This window comes from Streptomyces sp. Isolate_45 (assembly GCF_024721315.2).
Classification (GTDB): Bacteria; Actinomycetota; Actinomycetes; order Streptomycetales; family Streptomycetaceae; genus Streptomyces.
Genome location: NZ_JANFAK020000058.1, coordinates 28140 through 46420 on the forward strand (window position 1 = coordinate 28140; position 18281 = coordinate 46420).

Here is an 18281-nt window from a genome sequence, read left to right on the forward strand (position 1 = left end):
CCATGGTGGCTCCACCGGACACTGCCCCGCCTGACAATGACGTCCTGTGGGCGCGGTCCCTGCACTACTCCCACAGCGGTTCCCCCGGCCTGATCGGGGTCTCCGTCGAAGTCCGGCAGGGCGAGATCCTGGCCGTGACCGGCCCGCGCGGCAGCGGGAAGACGACCCTGCTGCGCTGCCTGACCGGACAGCTGGTCCCCGAACAGGGCGAGGTCTGGTTCAACAGCGTTCCCGTCCACACCATGGGAGCCCTGGCCCGCGAGCGCCTGCGCCGCGACCGGTTCGCGTGGATCGGGCCCGAGCCGCAACTGCTGCCCGAGCTCAAGGTGTGGGAGAACGTGGCCCTGCCCCTGCTGCTCGCCGGCGCCGCGAACCGCGCAGCCAAGCACGCCGCCTGCGAATGGTTGGAGCGCCTGGACATCGGCGCCTTCGCCCGCAAACGCCCCGGCGCCCTGAACCGGGCCGAGTCCCAGCGGGTCGCGCTGGCCCGGGCCCTCGTCTCCGAGCCGGCCGTGCTCTTCGCCGACGAGCCGACGGCCCCCCTGCACCGCGCCGAGCGATCCCTGCTCCTGCGCACCCTCACCACGGCGGCCCGTTCGCACGGCATCACCGTGCTGCTGGCCACCCACGACGAGGAGACGGCCGCCGCGGCCGACCGCACCACGGCCCTGCTCGACGGCCGCCCGGCCTCCGCCGCGGCCGCACCCCCACAGGCGACGGAGGACCAGGCCGCGTGCTCGCTCTCCGCCTAGCCCGCGGTTCCCGGCCCCTCGTACAGATGCGGCGGCTGCTCGTCGCCACCGCGTCGGCCGGCACCGGATTCCTCTTCCTGTACGTCCTCGCGGGGGCGATGGACCGGCCTGCCGGATCGTTCCCCCGCCTGCTGTGGGCACTGGTGCCGCTGGCCGCCACCGTGCAGTTCGCCGTGGCGGTGGCCCGGACCGACCCGGCGACCCGGCCCCGCCAGGGGCTGGACGCCGTCGGACTGGGCCCCGTACGGCTCGGCCTGGCCGCGGCGGTCTCCACCGCCGTCGCCTGCACCCTGGGCGGCGTCCTGGCGCTGGCCGCCTTCCTGCACCTGCGCGGCGACCTGACCGGGCTGCCCTTCGACGGCGCCGGTGCCCGCCTGCTCCACGCCGAGCAGCCGTTGCCCCTGGCGGCCGCGCTCACCCTGCTGGCCCTGATCCCGCTGACCGCTTCCGCCGCCACGGCCCTGGCCCTGCGCCACCGCGCCTCGCCCACCGGACCGGCCCCCCTGACCGGGGTGCCCTGGGGGGTCGCGCTCACCGCGTGCGGACTCACCGTCGAGGCCTACACCGGCCCGAACGGCGCCGCGATGCCGGCGGGCTGGGCCCTCATCGTCGCCGGGCTCGCCCTCGCCGGGCCGGGACTGGCCTACACCTGCGGAACCCTCGTACAGGCCGCCCGACCGGGCGCGCTGCGGCTGCTCGCCGGACGGGCCCTGCAGGAGGAGGCGCCCCGGCTGGGCCGCCCCCTCGGGGTGCTGTGCGCGGTCGCCGCGGCCGCGCTGACGGCCCTGGCGCTGCGCGAAGGTACCGGGCCACTGCCCCCGCTGGGTCCCCTGACCTGGCCGGCCGCGGCACTGGTGGCGCTCTGCGCGGCCGCGACCCTTCTCACATCGGCGGTCGAATCCAGGCAGTCCCGGTCGGCCGCCCGGGCCGCCCTCCTCGACCTCGGAACCCCCGGAACGGTGCTGCGTACGGCCGCTACGGTGCGCGCCGGAGCACTGCTGGCGGTGTGCCTTCCGCTCAGCTGGGGTGTGGCGCAACTGACGTCCCTGGCGTTGACGCGCTGACGGAAACGGCCCTTAGTGTGGGCCGAATGGTCAACGCAGACATCGAGATCGAGACGCTCGCCGAATTCGACCGCGTCGCCGCCAGGGGTTCCCTGAGCGGCTACCGGATCCAGTCGGTCAACCTGTTGGAGCGGACCTTCGCGCTGCTGTCGGCCGACACCTCCGCGGCCGTCTTCCTGGGCTGCCCGATGGAGCCCGACGCATCGGTGAAGGTCCGCGCCGACGGCGCGCTCGTCTTCCCCCCGGTGCCGGACCTGCCGTTCAACCCTTACCGGGGCCTGCTCTACACGGCCGAGGAACTGTTCTCGGGGCTGGACGAGGGGTACGGGGCGACCCCGGACGCCCAGGCGTACGCCTGGTTCCAGGAGACCGGGACCGACGGCGACGTCTTCTCCTCGATGCTGCGTTCGATCCACGACGACGCCGTCTCCGACGCCCTCGACGAGCATCTGGCGGGTGCCCGGGTGGTGGGCGTGATGGGCGGCCACGCCATGGCCCGCGGCGGTGCGGACTACCGCGGTGCGGCGGAGCTGGGCCGAAACCTCACCCGGTCCGGGTTCACGGTCGCCACCGGTGGCGGGCCTGGCGCCATGGAGGCCGCGAACCTCGGCGCCTACCTGGCCCCCGCCGCCGACGAGGCCCTGCCCGAGGCACTGGCGCTGTTGGCCGAGGTCCCCTCCTTCGTCCCGTCGGTGTCCGACTGGGCCCGCGCGGCCTTCGCCGTACGGGAGCGCTGGCCCGACGGCGGCGACTCGACCGGGATCCCGACCTGGTTCTACGGGCACGAGCCGCCGAACGCCTTCGCGGGGCACATCGCCAAGTACTTCGCGAACGCCACCCGTGAGGACGGGCTGCTGGCCCGGTCGAACGCGGGCGTCGTGTTCCTGCCCGGCGCGGCCGGCACCGTCCAGGAGATCTTCGACAACGCGACGCCCAACTATTACGCGTCGCGCGGGGAGCCGACCCCGATGGTCCTGGTGAACCGTACGCACTGGACCGAGCACCTGCCGGCCTGGCCGCTGCTCACGGCGCTGGCCCGCGGCCGTGCGATGGAGTCCCGGATCGCGCTGGTGGACTCGGTGGACGAGGTCCCGGCCGCACTCGCCGCAATGGGCTGACCCCCGGAGGCAACTTCTCATCCGTTTCTCACGTCTGGCAGAGGTAACGCGAAAACCTGCCAGACGTGAACGGAGCCCTCTGTGCTCATAGGCCTGCTGACCGCTGTCGCGGCGTCCATCTGCTACGGCACGGGATCCGTCCTGCAAGCCGTGGGCTCGCGGCGGGCGGCCCGGATGTCCCCGGCCGCCGCCGGGGTGACCGCGCACGGCGGACCCAACCTGACTTCCACCGCCAAGGCCGCGATGACCTGGGAGTTCATCGTCGGCACCATTCTCGACTTCGTGGGGTTCGGGCTCGGCGCGCTGGCCGCGCGCATGCTGCCGCTCTTCCTCTCGCAGACCGTCATCAGCGCCAACCTCGTGATCACGGCCGTGCTGAGCGTGAAGATGCTCGGCATCCGGCTCACCCGCAAGGAGTGGACCTCGATCGGCGTCGTCTGCACGGCGCTGGTGCTGCTGGCCACGGCGGCGGGTCACGAGGGCGGCCACCACGCTCCCATGTCCACCCACTGGTGGCTGCTGGGGATCACCCTCTTCCTGATGATCGGCGGCACGGTCGCCGTCCGTCTCCTCGGCGGGAACGCGGCGATCCTGGCGGGTCTGCTGTCGGGCCTCGGCTTCGGCGCCCTGGGCGTCGGAGTCCGCATCCTGAACGGGATCGACCCGTTCGACCTCGGCTCCTTCCTCGGCGACCCGGCGCTGTACGCGATCCTGGCGGCCGGCTTCGGCGGCATGTACCTGCACACCGTCGCCCTGCAGATCGGCTCGGTGAACGGGGCGACCGCGGCCCTCGTCGTCGGTGAGACCGTGCTCCCCGGGGCCATCGGCGTGATCTGGCTCGGCGACGCCTCCCGGCCGGGCCTGGCCTGGCTGGCCGTCCTCGGCTTCGTCCTGGCGGTGGCCGGTGCGGTCGCCGTGGCCTGGTTCGGCAAGCACGGGACCGAAGAGGAGGAGGGGGCCGTCGCGGCTCCCGTCCCCGAACCGGTCCGCTGACCCGGCGTCGCACCCGGCTCCTCCCTCACCCGACCGGCCGCCCCCTGGTGGCGGCCGGTCCGCCGCCGGCGCTTGCTGGACGGGGGAGAGAGCGAGAGGTCCATGGAGGAATCCACGACCGCGCGGTTGCGCACCCCCCGGGCCGCCGGCACGGCCGGGATCGCCTTCGCGGTACTGCTCGCGGGGGCGATCACGCTGATGCGCATCGCCGTCCCGGAGGGCGGCGCCCCCGACGCCGCGGTCGATCCCGGTGACCGGTGGGCCGTACGGCTGGCCCTGGAGATCGTCCCGTTCGCCGGGATCCTGTTCCTCTGGTTCATGGGCGCCCTGCGCGCCCATGCCGGGGACGACGAGGACCGGTTCGTCTCCACCGTCTTCCTCGGTAGCGGGTTCGTGTTCGTCGCCACCCTGTTCGTGTCCGCCGGCGCCGCGGGCACCGTGCTGGAGGAGGGCACGGACACCGCCTTCGGGCGCGACTACGCCTACACGATCCTGACCACGTACGCGATGCGCATGGCGGCCGTCTTCGTCTTCGCCACCTCCAGCATCGGGCGCCGGCTGGGAATCTTCCCGCGCCCCCTCGCCCTGCTGGGATACGTGACGGGCCTGGTCCTGATCGTCATCGGCTCCGGCGTGCCCTGGAGCGAGATGATCCTCCCCGCCTGGGCACTGGTCGTCGGCGCCTACATCGTGCGCTCCGCCCGCCTGTAGCCGACCGGCAGGACCCGCCGGCGCCCGGCAGGCGGACCCTGTCTCCCCCGTGCATTCTGGATGGGAAAGCTGCGGGGGACTCGGGGACGAACGGGGATGTTCGGGCCACGGAAGGGCTGGTGCCTCATGAGGCTTGTCGTCGACCTCAACCGCTGTCAGGGATACGCGCAGTGCGCTTTCCTCGCTCCGGACGTGTTCTCCATGCACGGCGAGGAATCGCTGCTGTACGACCCCGAGGCGGACGAGGAGCAGCGCGAGAACGTCATGCGCGCCGTCGCGGCCTGTCCCGTCGGGGCCATCCTCATCGAGCTCGACGATTCGGACATGTCGGCGCTCACCCCGGAGGCGCACGGTGCACGCTGACGGGAACCTCGAACGGCTCAAGCGCGACGGACGCATCGTCGTCGTCGGCGCTTCGCTGGCCGGCCTGCGGGCCGCCGAGACCATGCGTGACAAGGGCTTCACGGGTTCGCTGACCATGATCGGCGATGAACCCTACGAGCCCTACGACCGGCCCCCGTTGTCGAAGCAGGTGCTGCTGGGCAAGGCGACCGCGGACCACACCGCGCTCCCCCGGCGCCGGGACATCGGCGCCGAGTGGCGTCTGGGGGTCCCCGCGTCCGGACTGGACATGGCGGGCCGCCGGGTCCTCCTCGCCGACGGCGGGGCGGTGGAGTACGACCGGCTGCTCATCGCCACCGGGGTACGGGCCAGGCCCTGGCCGAACGAGGAGGAGGGCGCGCTCAGCGGCGTCTTCGTCCTGCGCACCCGTGACGACGCCGTCGCGCTGGAACGCAGTCTCGCGGCCGGTCCCCGCCGGGTACTGGTGATCGGGGCCGGATTCACCGGTTCCGAGATCGCCTCGGCCTGCCGGGAACGCGGCCTGCCCGTCACCGTCGCCGAACGCGGGGCGGCGCCGCTGGTCGGCGCGCTCGGCGGGGTCATCGGCGAGGTCGCGGCCGAGATGCACCGCGAGAACGGCGTCGACCTGCGGACCGGGATCATGGTGACGGGTCTGGAGGGCGATCCCGCCGGTCGGGTCCGCACCGCGCACCTGTCCGACGGTTCGTCCATCGAGGCCGACGTGGTGGTCGTCTCGCTCGGTGCCCAGCGCAACACCGAATGGCTGGCCGGTTCCGGGCTGGGCGCGGGTCCTCGCGGCATCGCCTGTGACGCGGGCTGCCGGGCCTTCGACATCCGGGGCATCGTCACCGACGACATCTACGTGGCGGGTGACGTGGCACGGTCCCCGCACGCCCTGTTCGGCTACCAGTTCCTGTCCTTGGAGCACTGGGGCAACGCCGTGGCCCAGGCCGAGACGGCGGCGCACAACATGCTGAGCGAGAGCGCGGACCGTCGCCCCCACATGTGGGTGCCAGCGTTCTGGTCCTCGCAGTTCGGCGTCAACATCAAGTCGGTCGGGGTGCCCTCGATGGGGACCGAGATCATGATCACGCAGGGTTCGCGTTCCGAGCGGCACTTCGTCGGCGTGTACGGCTACCAGGGCCGGGTGATCGGGGCGGTGACCTTCGACAACTGCCGCTGGCTGCCCTTCTACCAGCAGATGATCGAGGCCACGACGCCGTTCCCGCCGCCGTTCCCGACCGTGGACCGCAGGCCCGAGGGGCAGAAGCCGGTGCCCGCGGACTTCCCGGACCCGTCGGTGCCGACGCACGGCCCGACGATCACCCTCAGCGGGTACTCCCCGGACGACCGGAAGATGACCTTCACCCCCGCCCGCCACTGAACCGCACGTGCACCGCCAGCCCTGCCGCCAGCCCTGCCCCGAGGATCCCGAGGAGCACGAGGACCTGCCATGACACAAGCCATCCTGCGGGAGATCATGGACTACGCGAACCGCGCAGATCCGTATCCGCTGTACGAAAAGCTCCGCGAGACGCCGGTGGCCCACGACGGGGACGGGCCGTACGTGATCAGCACGTACTACGAGATCCAGAGCCTCCTGCACGACCCGCGGATCAGCTCCGACGCCTCCAACCTGGCGTCCACCGCGAGCGACCCGCCAGCCGGGGGCGAGGAGGAGGGGACGACGCTGCCGCCCTCCTTCCTCAAGCTCGACCCGCCCGACCACGACCGGCTCCGCCGGATGACGAACCGGCCGTTCGGCCCGCCGCACTCCCCGCACAAGGTGCACGACATGCGGGACGAACTGGGCGGCATCGTGTCCGGGCTGATCGACGGCATCGTCACCGCGGACTCGATGGACCGGATCGACCTGGTCGACCAGTTCGCCTATCCCTTCCCTGTCACGGTGATCTGCCGGCTGCTCGGTGTGCCCCCGGAGGACGAACCGCGCTTCCACGTGTGGGCCGACACCATCGCCGCCAGCCTCGACCCCGACCCGGACGCCGACCCGACGAAGCGCCGCGTTCCGGCCGACGCCCGGATGGAACTCGGCATGTACCTGGCCGGTCTGATCGAGGAGCGCCGCAAGAACCCTGGCGACGACATGCTGTCGCACCTGGCGACCGCGGACGGCCCCGACGGCGCCATGACCACGATCGAGGCGTTGAGCACCTCGGCGCTGCTGCTGATCGCCGGCCACGAGACCACGGTCAACCTCATCACCAACGGGATGCTGACCCTGCTCCGCCACCCCGACGTCCTGGAGCGGCTGCGCCAGGACCCGGAGCTCTCCGTTCCGATCGTCGAGGAGCTGCTGCGCTACGAGCCGCCGGTGCAGTTGCTGCCGCAGCGCACCACGCTGTCCGAGATCGAGGTCGCCGGTGTGACCATCCCGAAGGGTGCCTCGCTCTGGCTGGTCCTCGCCTCCGGGAACCGCGACCCCAAGAAGTTCGAGAACCCTGACCGCTTCGACCCCGACCGCGGGGACATCCAGCACCTCGGCCTCGGCAGCGGGATCCACAGCTGCTTCGGGGCGCCGCTGGCCCGGCTCGAAGCCCAGCTGGCGCTGAGCGAGCTGGCCCGCCGGCTGGTGAACCCGCGGCTGCTGGAGGACCCGCCGCCGTACCGCCAGAACGCGGTGCTGCGCGGCCCCCGCCACCTGCCGATCGCCTGCGACGGCATCCGCGACTGATTCCGTTCGTCAGCCGTCCGACGGGGTTCGTTCGCGGGACCCCCTCGGCGGCCCGACCGGGGTCGGCCGCGATCCGTCGGCGGTCCGACCGGGGTCAGCCGGAGGCCGCCGGCAGTACGACCACCTCGGCCGGTGAGAAGGCCACCGACACCCGGTCGCCCACCGCCGGCGCCCCCGCCAGCCCGCATTCGGCCTCCAGGACGGGCCCCGTCCCGGGTCGCAGCAACAGCGCGACGTGCGTACCGCGGAAGGTGCGGGACAGCACCTCGCAGCGCAGCCCCTCCTCCCGCAGGATCACCCCGGCGGGCCTGATCAGCAGTCGCCGTTCGCCCTCCGCCGACCCGGCCGGTACGGGGACCTTCCCCCACGGGGTGGCGGCGCCCCCCGCCGACACGGTCGCCGGGACCACGTTCTCGAAGCCGAGGAACCTGGCGACGAACTCCGACGCGGGTCGCTGCCACACCTCCAGCGGGGTGCCCGCCTGCGCGATCCGTCCGTCCCGCATCACCACGACCCGGTCGGCCAGCGCGAAGGCCTCCCCCTGGTCGTGGGTCACGGCCAGCACGGTCGTGCCCAGCCGGGAGAAGAGCCCCTGGAGCTCGACGACGAGCCGCTCGCGCAGCCCCCGGTCCAGCTGACCCAGCGGCTCGTCCAGCATCAGCAGCCGCGGCGACGGGGCCAGCGCCCGGGCCAGCGCGACCCGCTGCTGCTCGCCCCCGGACAGCGAGGCGACGGCCCGGTCCTGGGCCCCGGGGAGCCCGACCAGCTCCAGCAGCTCGGCGACCTGGCCCTCGTAGGCCTTCTTCGTGGAGCCGCGCATCCGCAGGCCGAAGGCGACGTTCCCGCCGACGTCGCGGTGCGGGAACAGCTGGTGGTCCTGGAACATCAGCCCGACGCCCCGCCGGTGCACGGGCACCGCGTCCTGGTCGGTCCCGTCCAGCAGGACCCGTCCGGCCGACACCCGCTGGAGACCGGCCACCACCCGCAGCAGGGTGGACTTGCCGCTCCCGCTGGGCCCGAGCACGCACACGATCTCGTGCTCGGCGACCTCCAGGTCGACGTCGTCCACGACCGCGCGCTCGCCGAAGCGGACCGTCACCCCTTCGAGTCGGAGCAGGGTCATCAGAACTCTCCCGAGGTCTTGTCGGGGCGCAGCCGCTCCAGCACCAGCAGGGACACCGCGCACACCAGCATCAAAATCGTGCTCAGGGCCATGGCCTGCCCGTAGTTCAGCTCACCGGCCCGTCCCAGCAGCCGGGCGACGGCCACGGGCAGGGTCGGGCTGTCCGGCCGCGCGATGAACACGGTCGCCCCGAACTCGCCGAGGGACACCGCGAAGGCGAAGCCCGCCGCGATCAGCAGCGCCCGCCGCACCAGCGGCAGGTCCACCTCGCGCCAGGCCCGCAGCGGGGAGGCGCCCAGGACGGCGGCGGCCTCCCGCAGCCGTTCGTCCACCGCCCGCAGCACCGGCAGCATGGTCCGTACGACGAAGGGCACCCCGACGAGCGCCTGCGCGAGCGGCACCAGGATCCAGGAGGTCCGCAGGTCCAGCGGGGGCTCGTCCATGGTGATCAGGAAGCCGAAGCCGACGGTCACGGCGGACACCCCGAGCGGGAGCATCAGGAGCGCGTCGAAGCCGCGTACGAAGCGCCCCCCGCGCCGGGTCAGCGCGGCGGCGGCGAGGCCCCCGATGAACAGGGCGATGGCGGTGGCGGCCAAGGCGTAGCGCAGTGAGTTCCCGATCGCCTCCAACGGCGGCACCAGGAACGTTCCGCCTCCGGCGCCCGCGTCCTGCAGGGCCCGGTAGAAGCCGAAGCCGTAGCCACCGGGGGCGTCGAAGGAACGCTCGACCAGGACGCCCAGGGGCAGCACGATCAGCAGCAGCACCGTCAGCAGCACGCCGCCGAGCAGGCTCCGCTGGGCCCAGCCGCGCGGCCGGTGCGCCGTGCGCGCCGGGTCGACCAGCCTCAGGGCGGTCTCCCGCCGACGCACGGTCCAGGCGTGCAGGGCGAGGATCGCGCCCACCGCGGCGAACTGCACCATCGTCAGGACGGCGGCCGTGGGCAGGTCCAACAGCTGCGCGGTCTGCCGGTAGACCTCCACCTCCAGGGTGGAGTACGCGGGACCGCCCAGGATCTGCACGACACCGAAGGAGGTGAAGGTGAACAGGAAGACCATCAGCGAGGCGGCGGCGACCGCGGGCCCCAGCGCCGGCAGCGTCACGCGGCGCCAGGCCCCGAAGCGCCCCGCGCCGAGGACCCGGGCCGCCTCCTCCTGACGGGGGTCGAGCTGGGCCCACAGCCCGCCGACCGTCCGGACGACGACTGCGTAGTTGAAGAAGACGTGCGCCAGCAGGATCGCCCAGACCGTGGTGTCGAGGCGGGTGCCCCACACCTCGTCCAGCAGACCGCCGCGCCCGACCAGCGCGAGGAAGGCCGTGCCGACGACCACCGTCGGCAGCACGAACGGAACGGTGACCACCGCGCGCAACAGTTGCTTGCCGGGAAACTCGAAGCGCGCGAAGACGTACGCCCCCGGGAGGGCGATCAACAGGGTGAGCAGCGTGGAGGCGAGGGCCTGCCAGGTGGTGAACCACAGCACGTCGGCGATGTCGGGCTGGGTCAGCACCTCGCCGATCCGGCCGAACTGCCATCCGGAGTCCGTCTTGAGCCCGCGGCCGACGATCGCGGCCACGGGGTAGGCGAAGAAGAGCCCGAAGAAGACGAGCGGCACCGCCATCAGGCCCATCCTGACGGCGGAGGCGCGCCCGTTCTCCTTCGAGGAGCTCCCGCGTCCTACTTCACGACGAGCGAGGACCATGCCTTGACCCACTGCTCACGGTTCTTGGCGATGGCGTCCGGGGTGACGTTCTCCGGCTTCTCGATCACCACACCGTGCTTCGTGAAGATCTCCGGCAGCTGCGCGTCCTTGACCACCGGGTTCACGAACATCTGGAGCGGCATGTCCTCCTGGAACTTCTTGCTCACCAGGAAGTCGAGGAGCGCCTTGCCGCCCTCGGGGTTCTTCGCGCCGTTCAGCAGGCCCGCGAACTCGACCTGGCGGAAGCAGGTCCCGGTGGAGACGCCCGTGGGGGCCTCGGCCGGCTGCGGCTCGCCGTAGAGCACCTCGACCGGCGGGCTGGAGGCGTACGAGACGACCAGCGGGCGGTCGCCCTTGGCCTTCTTGCCGCCCGCGGAGCCCGAGAAGCGCTCGTTGTAGGCCTGCTCCCAGCCGTCGACGACCTCGACGCCGTTGGCCTTGAGCTTGCTCCAGTAGTCCTTCCAGCCGTCCTCGCCGTACTTGCCGACGGAGGCGAGGAGGAATCCGAGACCGGGCGAGGACGTCGCGGCGTTCTCGGTGACCAGCAGGTTCTTGTACTCCGGCTTGATCAGGTCGTCCAGCGTCTGCGGCGGGGCGAGCTTCTTGTCGGCGAAGTACTGCTTGTCGTAGTTGACGCAGATGTCACCGGAGTCGATCGGGGTGACGCGGTGCTGCGGGTCGAGCATGAACTCGGTCTTGATCCCCTCCATGCCCTTGACCTGGTACGGGGTGAAGATCCCGTTGTCGAGGGCCCGCGAGAGCAGCGTGTTGTCGACCCCGAAGAAGACGTCGCCGCGCGGTGACCCCTTGGTGAGGATCTCCTGGTTGAGCGCCGCGCCCGCGTCGCCGGACTTCAGCCGCTTGACGGTGTAGCCGCTCTGCTGCTCGAACTCCTTCAGGACCGAGTCGGTCACGTTGAAGGAGTCGTGGGAGACGAGGGTGACCGTCTTGGACTTCGGGGCGTCGCTCGCGCCGGCGGTCTTGTCCTTGGCGTCGCCGCCGCAGGCGCTGAGCGTGGTGACGCCGAGCGCGGCCGCGAGCGCGGCGCCCGCGATCTTCTTGGTGGTGCTCACTGGTTGGTTCCTCCTGGGATGACCAGGAGAAGACGCGGCCCTGCCCGGCGCTCTGCGAGAGCGGACGCCGGGCAGGGCGCAACAGCATGAGTGGTGACCGAACTTCCTACCCCGAATGACCGGGGCGAGGTTCAGAGGGTCTGCGGATGACGGATACCGCACTCTCAGCGCTGTGGCGCTCCCCTGTCGGAATATGAAATTGGTTCGGCCACAGGGTACCCCTGCGGCCGAATGTGATCGACCATGGCCGAATTTCGGCCTTATCGCTCCGAGGCGGCCAGCTGGCCGCAGGCGCCGTCGATCTCCTGACCGCGGGTGTCGCGCACGGTCACCGGCACGCCGTGACGGGCGATGGCCTCGACGAAGGCCTTCTCGTCCTCGGGCCGGGAGGCGGTCCACTTCGAGCCCGGGGTCGGGTTCAGCGGGATCAGGTTGACGTGGACGCGCTTGCCCTTGAGCAGCTTGCCGAGCAGGTCACCGCGCCAGGCCTGGTCGTTGATGTCGCGGATCAGGGCGTACTCGATGGAGATCCGGCGGCCGGACTTCTCGGCGTACTCCCAGGCCGCGCCCAGGACCTCGCGGACGTTCCAGCGGGTGTTCACCGGGACGAGGGTGTCGCGCAGCTCGTCGTCCGGGGCGTGCAGCGACACCGCGAGACGGCACTTGAAGCCCTCGTCGGCGAACCGCAGCATGGCCGGGACCAGGCCGACGGTGGAGACGGTGATCCCGCGCTGGGACAGGCCCAGGCCGTCGGGCTCCGGGTCGGTGAGCCGGCGGATGGCGCCGACCACGCGGTTGTAGTTGGCCAGCGGCTCGCCCATGCCCATGAAGACGATGTTCGACAGGCGCGCGGGGCCGCCCGGCACCTCTCCGTCGCGCAGGGCGCGCATGCCGTCGACGATCTGGTGCACGATCTCGGCGGTGGAGAGGTTGCGGTCGAGGCCGGCCTGGCCGGTGGCGCAGAACGGGCAGTTCATGCCGCAGCCGGCCTGCGAGGAGATGCACATCGTGACCCGGTCCGGGTAGCGCATCAGCACGGACTCGACGAGCGTGCCGTCGTGCAGCTTCCACAGGGTCTTGCGGGTGGTGTCGTTGTCACAGCTGATGTGCCGCAGGACGTTCATCAGGTCGGGCAGCAGCTCCTGCTGGAGCTTCTCCCGCGATGCCGCGGGGATGTCGGTCCACTCCGCCGGGTCGTGGGCGTAGCGGGCGAAGTAGTGCTGGGAGAGCTGCTTGGCCCGGAACGGCTTCTCGCCGATCGCGGCCACCGCCTCCCGGCGCTCGGCCGGGGTGAGGTCGGCGAGGTGCCGGGGCGGCTTCTTGACCCCGCGAGGGGCGACGAAGGTGAGCTCTCCCGGAACGGGGCGGGCCATGGCAGGTACTCCTTGTAAGACGAAAGGCGCGCCGCAGAAGCAGCGCGCCCTTCAAGAGTAACCGCCCGGCCCGGCCGGAGCTTTTCCTCCGTTGCCGCCCCGGTATGGCGGCAGGCGGTGGATCAGCCGGTGATCAGCGGTTGACCGGCCGGTGGAGCGGCCCGGTCGATCATCCGGTGCCGACGAAGGCCGCCAGGAGCAGCCACACGACCGGGGCGGTCGGCAGGAGCGAGTCGAGCCGGTCCATGATGCCGCCGTGGCCCGGCAGCAGGGTGCCCATGTCCTTGATGCCCAGGTCGCGCTTGATCATCGACTCGCCCAGGTCGCCCAGGGTCGCGCTGACCGCGACGGCCAGCCCGAGGATCAGACCCTGCCACCATGCGCCCCCGTCGATCAGGAACTCCATGCACAGCGCGCCGGCGGCCATCGCGAAGGCCACGGCGCCGAACAGTCCCTCGCGGGTCTTCCCGGGGCTGATGCGCGGCGCCAGTTTCGTCTTTCCGAAGCGCCAGCCCACCGCGTAGGCCCCGGTGTCGCTGACGACGGTCAGGACCAGGAAGGTGACCACGCGCTGAGGGCCGTCGTCCGCGGTGAGCAGCATCGTGACGAAGGTGGCCAGGAAGGGCACGTAGAACGCCGCGAAGACGCCGGCGGTGACGTCCTTGAGGTAGTCCTCGGGCGGTTCCGTCATCCGCCACACCAGGACCGCGAGCGCGGTCAGGGCCATCGCGACCCAGGCGCCCTCGGCCCCGCGGACGTAGCCGGCGATGACCATGGCGGCGCCACCCACCGCGAGCGGGACGAGCGGCGCCTTGATGCCCTTCTTCTCCTGGAGCCGGGAGGTGAGCTCCCACAGGCCCACCACGACCGCGACGACGACGACGCCGACGAAGACGGCCTTGACGATGAACAGCGAGGCGAAGATCACCGCTCCGAGGCCGACGCCGACCCCTATGGCGGCACGCAGATCCCGCCCCGCGCGCTTCTTCTGCGGCGGCGGGGAGGCGTCCTGCGGTGCCTGCGAAGGCGGAGGCGGAGGGCTGGGCATGGGCTCCTGCAACGGCGTCTCGGCGCGGAGCGGGGGGCCGCCCGCGAAGGCGGCCCCCCGATCGCGTGCTTCCCGGTCGTCGAAGGCACGGCCGGCGGCATCGGGCACGATGGGCATGGGCCGAGTGTGCGGGCCCACCAGCGCATCGTATGCGGGACCCGCCGGAACCGGCTCCGTGGCCCAGGGAGAGTCGTTCATCAGACCTCGAGGAGCTCGGATTCCTTGTGCTTGAGCAGCTCGTCCACCTGCGCGACGTACTTCGCGGTGGTGTCGTCGAGCTCCTTCTCCGCGCGGCGCACCTCGTCCTCGCCGGCCTCCTTGTCCTTGACGAGCTTGTCAAGGGCGTCCTTGGCCTTGCGGCGGACGGAACGGATGGAGACCTTGGAGTCCTCGGCCTTGTTCTTGGCGACCTTGATGTACTCCTTGCGGCGGTCCTGCGTCAGCTCGGGGAAGGTCACCCGGATGATGCGGCCGTCGTTGCTCGGGTTGACACCGAGGTCGGAGTCGCGGATCGCCTGCTCGATGTTGCGCAGCGCGGACGCGTCGAACGGCGTCACGATGGCCATGCGCGGCTCGGGGACCGCGAAGGACGCGAGCTGGTTGATGGGCGTGATGGCACCGTAGTAGTCCGCCACGATCTTGTTGAACATCGCCGGGTGCGCACGGCCCGTGCGAATCGCGGCGAAGTCCTCCTTCGCAACGACGACGGCCTTCTCCATCTTCTCCTCGGCCTCGAGGAGGATTTCTTCGATCACCACGTGCTCCTGCATGTCAGATATGGATGGTTCGGGCGGGCGGGGCGGGTTCGGGCCGCCCGGACCGGGCCGGTGGGCGGCCCGGTCACGGAACGCTCAGGCCCGGGTGCCCTGGTCGCTCACGAGCGTGCCGATCTTCTCACCCTTGACGGCGCGGGCGATATTGCCCTCGGCGAGGAGTTCGAAGACCAGGATCGGGAGCCGGTTGTCGCGGCACAGCGTGATGGCGGTGGCGTCGGCGACCTTGAGGTCCCGGGACAGCACCTCGCTGTACTCCAGCGCGTCGAACTTCACCGCGTCCGGGTTGGTCTTCGGGTCGGAGTCGTAGACCCCGTCGACGCCGTTCTTGCCCATGAGGAGGGCCTCGGCGTCGATCTCCAGGGCGCGCTGGGCGGCCGTGGTGTCGGTGGAGAAGTAGGGCATGCCCATGCCGGCGCCGAAGATGACGACGCGGCCCTTCTCCAGGTGCCGGACGGCACGGAGCGGGATGTAGGGCTCCGCGACCTGACCCATGGTGATGGCGGTCTGTACCCGGCTGTCGATGCCTTCCTTCTCCAGGAAGTCCTGGAGGGCGAGGCAGTTCATGACGGTGCCGAGCATGCCCATGTAGTCGGACCGCGCGCGGTCCATGCCGCGCTGCTGCAGCTCGGCGCCGCGGAAGAAGTTGCCGCCGCCGATGACGATCGCGATCTCCGCGCCGTCACGGACCACGGCCGCGATCTCACGGGCGATGGCGTGCACGACGTCAGGGTCGACACCCAGCCCGCCGCCGCCGGAGAAGGCTTCGCCGGACAGCTTCAGCATGAAGCGGCGACCCTTCTTGCCGTGGTCGCTCTTGTCGTCGGAAGCGGTGTGGGGGTCCACGCCCTGATTCATGGAGATCTCCTCGTGCACATACGAAGAAGGCCATTGCCGGTGGGTCCTCGCGGTTCCCTCTTCGGCAATGGCCTCCTCGTCAGATCTGCGGTCGCCTCGCGCGTGCGCGGACGACTGCTTCAGACCCTATCGGGGTCCGGTGTCCGTCGCTTACGGACGGACTCAGATGCCGACCTTGATGCGCGCGAAGCGCTTCAGGGTGACACCGGCCTCGTCCAGAACCTTCTGGACGGACTTCTTGTTGTCCAGCGCGTACGGCTGGCCCAGGAGCGTGACGTCCTTGAAGAAGCCGTTGACGCGACCCTCGACGATCTTGGCGATCGCGGCCTCGGGCTTGCCCTCGGCGCGGGTGACCTCTTCGGCGACACGGCGCTCGGACTCGACGACGTCGGCCGGAACCTCGTCGGCGGTCAGGTACTTCGGCGCGAACGCGGCGATGTGCTGGGCGATGCCCTTGGCCAGGTCGGCGTCGGCCTTGTCCAGCTCGACCAGGACACCGATCTGCGGGGGCAGGTCGGGCATGGTGCGGTGCATGTAGGAAGCCACGAAGGCGCCCTGGTACTGCGCGAAGCGGTCCAGGACGATCTTCTCGCCGAGGTTGGCGTTGGCCTCGTCCACGAACGCCTGGACGGTCTTGCCGGCCTCGATCTCGGACGCCAGCAGCGCCTCGATGTCCGCCGGGGAGGTGGCGGCCACGTGAGCGGCGAGCTGGTCGGCGACGACCAGGAACTTCTCGCTCTTGGCGACGAAGTCGGTCTCGCACTTGAGCTCGAGCAGCACACCGGAGGTGGCGTCGGCGGCGATCAGGGAGGTGACGGCACCGTTCTCGGCGGAACGGCCCTCGCGCTTGGCGACACCCTTCAGGCCCTTGACGCGCAGGATCTCGTTGGCCTTGGTGACGTCACCGTCGGCCTCGACGAGCGCGTTCTTGCAGTCCAGCATGCCGGCGCCGGTGAGCTCGCGGAGCTTCTTGACGTCAGCGGCGGTGTAGTTCGCCATGAGTCTGTGATTCTCTCTCGAAGTCGTAGATCTACGGGTGAACGGCGGAGGAGTCGCGCTTGTGGCGCGGCTCCCCCGCCGTCATCGTCCGTGCTGCGAGTGCCCGGCGGATGAACGCCGGGCTCTCTCAGAGGGTCAGGCCTGCTCGGCGTCGGCGGCCGGAGCCTCGACGACGGGCTCGGCGACGGCCTCGGCCGCGGGGGCCTCGGCGGCAGCGTCAGCCTCGACGACGGCCTCGGCCGCGGGGGCCTCCGCGTCGTCGGCCTTCTTCTCGCCCTCGAGCAGGTCGCGCTCCCACTCGGCGAGCGGCTCGGCAGCGGCCTTCTCGCCCGGCTTCGAGTCACCGGTAGCGGCACCGGAGCGGGCGATGAGGCCCTCGGCGACGGCGTCGGCGATCACGCGGGTGAGCAGGGTGACGGAGCGGATCGCGTCGTCGTTGCCCGGGATCTTGTAGTCGACCTCGTCGGGGTCGCAGTTGGTGTCGAGGATCGCGACGACCGGGATGTGGAGCTTGCGCGCCTCACCGACGGCGATGTGCTCCTTCTTGGTGTCGACGATCCAGACGGCGCTGGGGACCTTCGACATCTCGCGGATACCACCGAGGGTCTTCTCCAGCTTGATCTTCTCGCGCGAGAGGACCAGGAGCTCCTTCTTGGTGAGACCCGAGGCGGCGACGTCCTCGAAGTCGATCGCCTCAAGCTCCTTCAGACGCTGGAGGCGCTTGTAGACGGTGGAGAAGTTGGTGAGCATGCCACCGAGCCACCGCTGGTTGACGTACGGCATGCCAACGCGGGTCGCCTGCTCGGCGATGGCCTCCTGGGCCTGCTTCTTCGTACCGACGAACATGATGGAGCCACCGTGCGCGACGGTCTCCTTCACGAACTCGTAGGCGCGGTCGATGTACGACAGCGACTGGAGCAGGTCGATGATGTAGATGCCGTTGCGCTCCGTGAAGATGAAGCGCTTCATCTTCGGGTTCCAGCGACGGGTCTGGTGACCGAAGTGGACGCCGCTTTCCAGCAGCTCCCGCATCGTTACGACGGCCATGGCCATCTCCTTGGTTTCTCGGTTTGGTTCCTGACGCCCCGACGCGCCCTGCCCCGAAGAGGGACCGAGAGGCGCTTTCACCCGACCTGGTACGGGTCGGTGCTGGGGCGTGCGAAGTCGACCCGGTGACCCGGATCGCCACAAGAAGTGTACGGGACCCGCCGGTATGCCGGGTGACGCCGTTGTCCACATCCCCACGGCCGTCCACAGGCACGAACGCCCGCGACCCCGGAGGCGGGACGCTGTGCCGCATGACGAAACTGCTGCTCACCCTGCTCCTGACCCTGACGCCTCTGGCCCTCACACCGGGTTTCCACCCCGTGCTCCCACCCCTCGCGGCGGGCGTCCACCCCCTGCCGGCACCCCGGGCCCCGACGCCGGAGACCACCGCCGCGACCACGACCGGGGCCCTCGGTCCGGGGGACCGCCCCGCGCTCCTCCCCCAGCCCCTCTCCGCGTACGTCCGCCGCTTGCCCGCCGCCCGGGCCCCCGCCCCACCGGAGCACTCGTCGCGCTCGACCCGTACCGGGGCCGCCACCCCGGCGGGCAGCGGTCCCCCGCGCCCGCCCGGTGCACACGGGCCGTCCCCACTTA

At 71.2% G+C, this 18281-nt stretch carries 17 protein-coding genes, 1 pseudogene and 1 riboswitch; of the genes and pseudogenes, 9 read left to right on the forward strand and 9 right to left on the reverse strand.

What is annotated here, in order from left to right:
- The first annotated feature begins 2 nt into the window (after window positions 1-2).
- The 8 genes from NOD94_RS19975 to NOD94_RS20010 all read left to right on the forward strand — a co-directional run bounded on the left by NOD94_RS19975 (window position 3) and on the right by NOD94_RS20010 (window position 7696).
- Entirely contained in the window at window positions 3-752 is a 750-nt protein-coding gene (locus NOD94_RS19975; RefSeq protein ID WP_281207349.1) for an ATP-binding cassette domain-containing protein, read from the forward strand.
- Window positions 734-1816: a hypothetical protein gene (locus tag NOD94_RS19980; protein ID WP_281207350.1), complete on the forward strand. Its 1083-nt coding sequence runs from the start codon at window positions 734-736 to the stop codon at window positions 1814-1816. Before NOD94_RS19975 ends, NOD94_RS19980 begins: the two co-directional genes overlap by 19 nt.
- Before the next feature lie 26 nt (window positions 1817-1842).
- Complete coding sequence (locus tag NOD94_RS19985) at window positions 1843-2934, forward strand: LOG family protein (RefSeq protein WP_281207351.1); 1092 nt, start codon at window positions 1843-1845, stop codon at window positions 2932-2934.
- 81 nt (window positions 2935-3015) lie between these two features.
- A complete protein-coding gene (locus NOD94_RS19990) occupies window positions 3016-3927 on the forward strand; it encodes a hypothetical protein (RefSeq protein ID WP_281207353.1) in 912 nt (303 codons plus the stop codon).
- Window positions 3928-4029: 102 nt separating this feature from the next.
- On the forward strand, window positions 4030-4638 hold the full coding sequence (locus tag NOD94_RS19995; RefSeq protein ID WP_281207354.1) for a hypothetical protein: 609 nt from the start codon (window positions 4030-4032) through the stop codon (window positions 4636-4638).
- A gap of 126 nt (window positions 4639-4764) precedes the next feature.
- Window positions 4765-5001: a ferredoxin gene (locus tag NOD94_RS20000; protein ID WP_281207355.1), complete on the forward strand. Its 237-nt coding sequence runs from the start codon at window positions 4765-4767 to the stop codon at window positions 4999-5001.
- Window positions 4991-6385, forward strand: coding sequence for an FAD-dependent oxidoreductase (locus NOD94_RS20005; RefSeq protein ID WP_281207356.1), 1395 nt, complete (start codon window positions 4991-4993; stop codon window positions 6383-6385). The genes NOD94_RS20000 and NOD94_RS20005 overlap by 11 nt, the downstream gene beginning before the upstream one ends.
- A gap of 69 nt (window positions 6386-6454) precedes the next feature.
- Window positions 6455-7696: a cytochrome P450 gene (locus tag NOD94_RS20010; RefSeq protein ID WP_281207357.1), complete on the forward strand. Its 1242-nt coding sequence runs from the start codon at window positions 6455-6457 to the stop codon at window positions 7694-7696.
- Window positions 7697-7790: 94 nt separating this feature from the next.
- Here the strand turns inward: NOD94_RS20010 and NOD94_RS20015 are convergent, their stop codons facing one another.
- From NOD94_RS20015 to rpsB, 9 genes are all read right to left on the reverse strand, one after another.
- On the reverse strand, window positions 7791-8819 hold the full coding sequence (locus tag NOD94_RS20015; RefSeq protein ID WP_281207358.1) for an ABC transporter ATP-binding protein: 1029 nt from the start codon (window positions 8817-8819) through the stop codon (window positions 7791-7793).
- On the reverse strand, window positions 8819-10435 hold the full coding sequence (locus NOD94_RS20020; RefSeq protein ID WP_281207359.1) for an iron ABC transporter permease: 1617 nt from the start codon (window positions 10433-10435) through the stop codon (window positions 8819-8821). The genes NOD94_RS20015 and NOD94_RS20020 overlap by 1 nt, the downstream gene beginning before the upstream one ends.
- A gap of 56 nt (window positions 10436-10491) precedes the next feature.
- Window positions 10492-11589: a thiamine ABC transporter substrate-binding protein gene (locus tag NOD94_RS20025; RefSeq protein ID WP_281207360.1), complete on the reverse strand. Its 1098-nt coding sequence runs from the start codon at window positions 11587-11589 to the stop codon at window positions 10492-10494.
- A gap of 85 nt (window positions 11590-11674) precedes the next feature.
- Window positions 11675-11784: riboswitch (TPP riboswitch) on the reverse strand.
- A gap of 65 nt (window positions 11785-11849) precedes the next feature.
- The gene (rlmN, locus tag NOD94_RS20030) at window positions 11850-12962 is read right to left on the reverse strand and encodes a 23S rRNA (adenine(2503)-C(2))-methyltransferase RlmN (RefSeq protein WP_281207361.1); all 1113 of its coding nucleotides are present in this window, start codon (window positions 12960-12962) and stop codon (window positions 11850-11852) included.
- Between the two features lie 169 nt (window positions 12963-13131).
- The gene (locus NOD94_RS20035) at window positions 13132-14208 is read right to left on the reverse strand and encodes a phosphatidate cytidylyltransferase (protein ID WP_281207362.1); all 1077 of its coding nucleotides are present in this window, start codon (window positions 14206-14208) and stop codon (window positions 13132-13134) included.
- Window positions 14208-14765, reverse strand: a complete 558-nt coding sequence (frr, locus tag NOD94_RS20040) for a ribosome recycling factor (protein WP_281207369.1) — start codon at window positions 14763-14765, stop codon at window positions 14208-14210. Before frr ends, NOD94_RS20035 begins: the two co-directional genes overlap by 1 nt.
- A gap of 96 nt (window positions 14766-14861) precedes the next feature.
- Complete coding sequence (pyrH, locus tag NOD94_RS20045) at window positions 14862-15641, reverse strand: UMP kinase (RefSeq protein WP_281207363.1); 780 nt, start codon at window positions 15639-15641, stop codon at window positions 14862-14864.
- 162 nt (window positions 15642-15803) lie between these two features.
- Window positions 15804-16640 carry a translation elongation factor Ts gene (gene tsf, locus NOD94_RS20050; protein ID WP_281207364.1) on the reverse strand — a complete coding sequence of 279 codons (837 nt, stop codon included), beginning with the start codon at window positions 16638-16640 and terminating at the stop codon, window positions 15804-15806.
- Between the two features lie 135 nt (window positions 16641-16775).
- On the reverse strand, window positions 16776-17687 hold the full coding sequence (gene rpsB / locus NOD94_RS20055) for a 30S ribosomal protein S2 (RefSeq protein WP_281207365.1): 912 nt from the start codon (window positions 17685-17687) through the stop codon (window positions 16776-16778).
- A gap of 251 nt (window positions 17688-17938) precedes the next feature.
- On the opposite strand from rpsB, the pseudogene NOD94_RS20060 reads away from it, so the two are divergent.
- Window positions 17939-18281 (forward strand): annotated as a pseudogene (locus NOD94_RS20060) (hypothetical protein); the annotation flags it as partial.

Excerpts from the sequence above, each read along its gene's own strand:
- NOD94_RS19975 (WP_281207349.1), top strand. The coding sequence starts at position 3 with ATGGTGGCTCCACCGGACACTGCCCCGCCTGACAATGACGTCCTGTGG.
- NOD94_RS19985 (WP_281207351.1), top strand. The coding sequence starts at position 1,843 with ATGGTCAACGCAGACATCGAGATCGAGACGCTCGCCGAATTCGACCGC.
- NOD94_RS19995 (WP_281207354.1), top strand. The coding sequence starts at position 4,030 with ATGGAGGAATCCACGACCGCGCGGTTGCGCACCCCCCGGGCCGCCGGC.
- NOD94_RS20000 (WP_281207355.1), top strand. The coding sequence starts at position 4,765 with ATGAGGCTTGTCGTCGACCTCAACCGCTGTCAGGGATACGCGCAGTGC.
- NOD94_RS20010 (WP_281207357.1), top strand. The coding sequence starts at position 6,455 with ATGACACAAGCCATCCTGCGGGAGATCATGGACTACGCGAACCGCGCA.
- NOD94_RS20015 (WP_281207358.1), bottom strand. The coding sequence starts at position 8,819 with ATGACCCTGCTCCGACTCGAAGGGGTGACGGTCCGCTTCGGCGAGCGC.
- NOD94_RS20020 (WP_281207359.1), bottom strand. The coding sequence starts at position 10,435 with ATGGCGGTGCCGCTCGTCTTCTTCGGGCTCTTCTTCGCCTACCCCGTG.
- rlmN (WP_281207361.1), bottom strand. The coding sequence starts at position 12,962 with ATGGCCCGCCCCGTTCCGGGAGAGCTCACCTTCGTCGCCCCTCGCGGG.
- NOD94_RS20035 (WP_281207362.1), bottom strand. The coding sequence starts at position 14,208 with ATGAACGACTCTCCCTGGGCCACGGAGCCGGTTCCGGCGGGTCCCGCA.
- pyrH (WP_281207363.1), bottom strand. The coding sequence starts at position 15,641 with ATGAATCAGGGCGTGGACCCCCACACCGCTTCCGACGACAAGAGCGAC.
- tsf (WP_281207364.1), bottom strand. The coding sequence starts at position 16,640 with ATGGCGAACTACACCGCCGCTGACGTCAAGAAGCTCCGCGAGCTCACC.
- rpsB (WP_281207365.1), bottom strand. The coding sequence starts at position 17,687 with ATGGCCGTCGTAACGATGCGGGAGCTGCTGGAAAGCGGCGTCCACTTC.